This is a genomic window from Bradyrhizobium sp. (assembly GCF_035273305.1).
Taxonomy (GTDB): Bacteria; Pseudomonadota; Alphaproteobacteria; order Rhizobiales; family Xanthobacteraceae; genus Bradyrhizobium.
Map to the genome: position 1 here is coordinate 1 of NZ_DATEPI010000041.1, position 4,193 is coordinate 4,193.

Genomic DNA, 4,193 nt, shown 5'->3' on the forward strand with positions numbered 1-4,193 from the left:
GGTCGCCCCCATACTATCAAGCGTTCTCCGACTAGTCCTCGGCTTCCTTCAGCCCCCCGCATTCGAAGAGCTTGCTCCGGCCGGGGCCGCCCAGCCCTCTCCCGGTGATTGGTGCCCGTCGGGAAAGCATGCGGCCGGAGGCAGGAGCGCGTGCGCCGCAAGCCGCTAAAGCTTGCCGGCTCCCGCAAGCCAGACCCGACGCGGGATTGAAACGGGGGATCGGCTTTGTGGTTTCCTGGAACTGCAAGGTCAGGAACAATCGGCTTTAAACCGGTTGGTCGCGTCGCGCCGTCGTGGCAATTGACGCCGTCAGGTCCCCGCAGGGGCCTGGGCAATATCGATGACGTGCCGATCGTTCCCGACAGTGATCACGATGGTGTAGGCCTTTTGTCCGCCGGCCTGCTCGGTTGGCGGGGCTATATGCAATTGCCCGCCGTACCACTCGCCCGGCATCAACGTATTGTCCTTGATCACGGACTGCTCAAGCAAGGACATGTTGCGTTGACCGGTCTCGACGGTCGCGGCAACGATAGCCTCGTTTTGAGCCGCGGCATTGTTGTGAGCTATCACAGCAGCGGTTGGGCTGTAGAACGTTCCAGTGCGACCGCTCGTTGTGGTGTAGCGCCCGTACCCGGCTTGGGAGGCGCTGTATGTGTTCACGCCTGCAGCGAGACCGCCAACGATCAGGGCCGCCACCTGGCGGTTCTTTTCCTCCTGCAGGAGCATTTCATACGTGACAACTTGCATCACATGATCGGACCCGGCGACGTGCTGTGTGGCCTCGACTTGCGCAACCCGAAAATCAATCGGAACCTGTCCAAGATTGCTGATACCCACGACGAACACCGGCCGGCCATTCGCCTGAAGCTGTCGAGAGGCGGGGCGGACGAGAACCACCGAGCTTCTCTGACGCGAAACCAGGGCGGGTTGCCCATCACGCATCAGGCTCTGTTGCTGTGGATTTGACGGTCGAAACTGCACCGTCTCGTTGCCTGTAACGCAACCGCCTAGCGCAGCGCAAAGCGCCACGAAGCCCCATTTACGCATGACACTTTCCCCAACCCATGGGGATAGAACCTCAACCAGCGCGCGAGATCAAGGGCGCCTCGCGGAGGAGCCTGTGGGGTTCGCTTCAGGTCCCCAGTCGGAGACAGGGATTGAAGGAACCGGGAAAGGTGTCGGCGTAACTGTCTGATTTTACAGGTGGAGGCCACGACCAGAATTGAACTGGTGTACACGGTTTTGCAGACCGTTGCGTAACCACTCCGCCACGTGGCCCCATCGGGCGAACTCATATACGCCCCGCCGGGGATAGGCAACCACGGCAGGTCTTCAGCCGCGTTTACGGCGACGGTAGTCCCGTTTGGGCCGCACTTTCGGAGCGAGTTCGGGCAATGCAGTTCGGGCTTCCTGATATTTGGCCAGCATCCGCTCGAATGTTGCATCGAGTGTGTCGGAAATCTCCGGCCGCTTCTCCAGAGCGGAAAGCAACATTGCAGCGGCCTCGATCGTCGACAGGCCCTCGGGGCGTGGTTCACGGCGCAGCTTGCCATAGCGCGACGGGCGAGCCGGACCGAGAATGACGCGCTGGCACTTCAGCAGCCAGGCGTTGCGCCACCACAGTGCCTTGGCCTGGCTCCAGGTACCATCAAGCACCACCACCCCTTCGACGGCTTTCAGGATGCCGCGTTGGTCGTGCTCGAGTTCGCCTTTGCGATTGATAGCGACAATGTCGCTATCGGAGTCGAGATCGCTGAGCCTGGCGGAACCCAGGTAGAGCACCGCCCAGCGCGACGGGTCCGCGATCGGGCGTCCCAGCGCCTTGGAAAGGCTCGGCCACGAGAGCCCGATCTTCAGCACTGCGTTTTTAAGCTGTAGCGCGGTGACCCGCGCCGTGCCCAAGGCTCTGTCCTGCTCCTGCGGATGCTGCAGGATCAGCAGGGATATGCGGTTTTGGATTGGCGTGATGGCATCGCAGATGCACAGCGGCAGCGGTTTAAGGCAGCGCAGGCAATCCGCTGTGGGCGCCGCCGCAGCCGCGATCGTTTGAGGACCAGATTGTTTCGACATGGGCAGGCTATACGCTTCGCCTCGTGGGGCTTCAACAACGCTATTCCGCTGGCGCTGCCACGACGCCCGGTTCGGGTCGCCGCCGGAGCCGGTCTATCAAGAGATAGATCACCGGCGTCGTGTACAGCGTGAGGATTTGCGAGACGAACAATCCACCGATGATGGTGATGCCGAGTGGCCTTCGCAGCTCGGTGCCTGGACCGGTCGCAATCACCAGCGGTATTCCGGCGAACAACGCTGCCATCGTCGTCATCAGGATAGGACGAAATCGAGCGCTGCAAGCCTCGAAAATGGCTTCCGCCGACGACAGGCCACGGTGACGCTCGGCATCAAGCGCGAAGTCGACGATCATGATGCCGTTCTTCTTGACGATTCCGATCAGGAGAATGATCCCGACAAACGCGATAATGGTCAGCGGAGTGTTGGTGATCTGAAGTGCCAACAGCGCGCCGAGCCCCGCCGAAGGCAATGTTGAAATGATGGTCAGCGGATGCGCCAGGCTCTCATAGAGCACGCCCAATACGATATACATGGCGACCAGCGCTCCCAATATCAGCAACGGCTGCCGTCCGGTGGTCTTGCCGAAGTCGCCGGCGTTGCCGTCGAAGCTGCCGCGAATGCCTTCGGGCATGTGCAACTCCTGAACCGCCCGCTGAATATTGGTGGTGGCCACCTCGAGCGGTATATCGGGCAGCAGATTGAACGAGACGGTCGTCGACGGAATCGACTGCGAGTGAAACACCGCGAGTGGCGAAAGGCTGCGCTCGTAGTGAACCACCGTGGCTAACGGGATCTGCGCGCCGCCGGCCCCGGCCACAAAAACACGTTCGAGGTTCGAGGGATCGCTCTGAAATTTTGGATCGGTCTCCAGCACCACCATGTATTGATTGCGTTGGGTATAAACGATCGAGATCTGGCGTTGCGAGAACGCGTTGTTGAGCGCGTTATCGATGTCCTGGACACGGACGCCGAGGATCGATGCCTTTTGCCGGTCGATCGACAGCGTTAATTGCAAACCGCCGGGATCACGATTGCTCGAGACATCGGTAATGCCTTCGACGGTCTCCATTCGTTTGCCGACAATCGGCGCCCATTTCTGCAGAAGGTCCAGATCGGTACTCGACAACGTGTACTGATAATCTGCATCGCTTTGTCTACCGCCGGCCCGCACATCCTGCGCCGCGAACATGAAAAGACGAATTCCAGCCACGCGATAAAGATCTTTGCGCAGACGATCGATCACCTGGGCCGTGCTCATTCCGGCCCGCTCGCCCGGCGGCTTGAGGCTGATGAACATCAGGCCGCGGTTGGAGCCGCCGCCGCCGGGTCCGCCAGCTCCTCCAAGCACCGATCCGATTCCCGCCACGGCTGGATCGGCCATGACGATGTCGGCGAGTTGTTGCTGCAACCCGAGCATGGACTGGAACGAGATGTCGGCCGAGGCCCTCGTCGAGCCGATCACGAAGCCGCTGTCATCGACGGGAAAATACCCTTTTGGGGTCTTGATATAGAGAGTGACCGTGAGCGCAATGGTCGCGAAAAACACCATCAGCGTCATCAACGGAAAATCAAGCACGACGCGCAATGTAGACGCATAGAACGCAACCATGCGCGAGAGCGTGCCCTCAACGACACGGTCGAACCATGTGGCGGTATCGGAAGTGGTGGCCTTGATGTAATGGGCGCAGATCATCGGGGTCGTGGTAAGCGATACAACCGTGGAAACCACGATCGCAAACGTCAACGTCAGCGAAAATTCCCGCAGCAGCCGGCCCACGATCCCGTCCATGAAGATCAGGGGCGTAAAGGCCGCAACCAATGACAGACTGATCGACAACACCGTGAAACCGATCTGCCTGGCTCCTTCCAGCGCCGCCTGGTAAGGCCGCATGCCGCGTTCCAGGTTGCGGTACATGTTCTCTATCATCACGATGGCATCATCGACGACGAAGCCGACCGAAATGGCCAGTGCCATCAGGGATAGGTTGTCAATCGAAAAGCCGGCGAACCACATGCCGGCACAGGTACCGGCCAGCGCCAGTGGCACCGAGACACCAGCCGCAACCGTTGGCGTCAGCCGACGCAGGAATGCGAACACAACCGCCATCACGAGAAATACGGTC

3 protein-coding genes and 1 tRNA gene are annotated in these 4,193 nt (G+C 60.4%); all 4 read right to left on the reverse strand.

Annotated features, from left to right (window positions below):
- Positions 1-309: 309 nt before the first annotated feature.
- A complete protein-coding gene (locus VJV58_RS02740) occupies positions 310-1,047 on the reverse strand; it encodes a hypothetical protein (RefSeq protein WP_324135800.1) in 738 nt (245 codons plus the stop codon).
- A gap of 157 nt (positions 1,048-1,204) precedes the next feature.
- Positions 1,205-1,278: transfer RNA gene (locus VJV58_RS02745), tRNA-Cys, on the reverse strand.
- Between the two features lie 54 nt (positions 1,279-1,332).
- The gene (locus VJV58_RS02750; RefSeq protein ID WP_324135801.1) at positions 1,333-2,070 is read right to left on the reverse strand and encodes a tRNA-uridine aminocarboxypropyltransferase; all 738 of its coding nucleotides are present in this window, start codon (positions 2,068-2,070) and stop codon (positions 1,333-1,335) included.
- A gap of 40 nt (positions 2,071-2,110) precedes the next feature.
- On the reverse strand, positions 2,111-4,193 hold a 2,083-nt coding region (locus tag VJV58_RS02755), incomplete at its 5' end, for an efflux RND transporter permease subunit (RefSeq protein ID WP_324135802.1).

Bases quoted from the DNA above. Each gene is read 5' to 3' on its own strand.
- VJV58_RS02740 (WP_324135800.1), bottom strand. From the start codon at position 1,047: ATGCGTAAATGGGGCTTCGTGGCGCTTTGCGCTGCGCTAGGCGGTTGC.
- VJV58_RS02750 (WP_324135801.1), bottom strand. From the start codon at position 2,070: ATGTCGAAACAATCTGGTCCTCAAACGATCGCGGCTGCGGCGGCGCCC.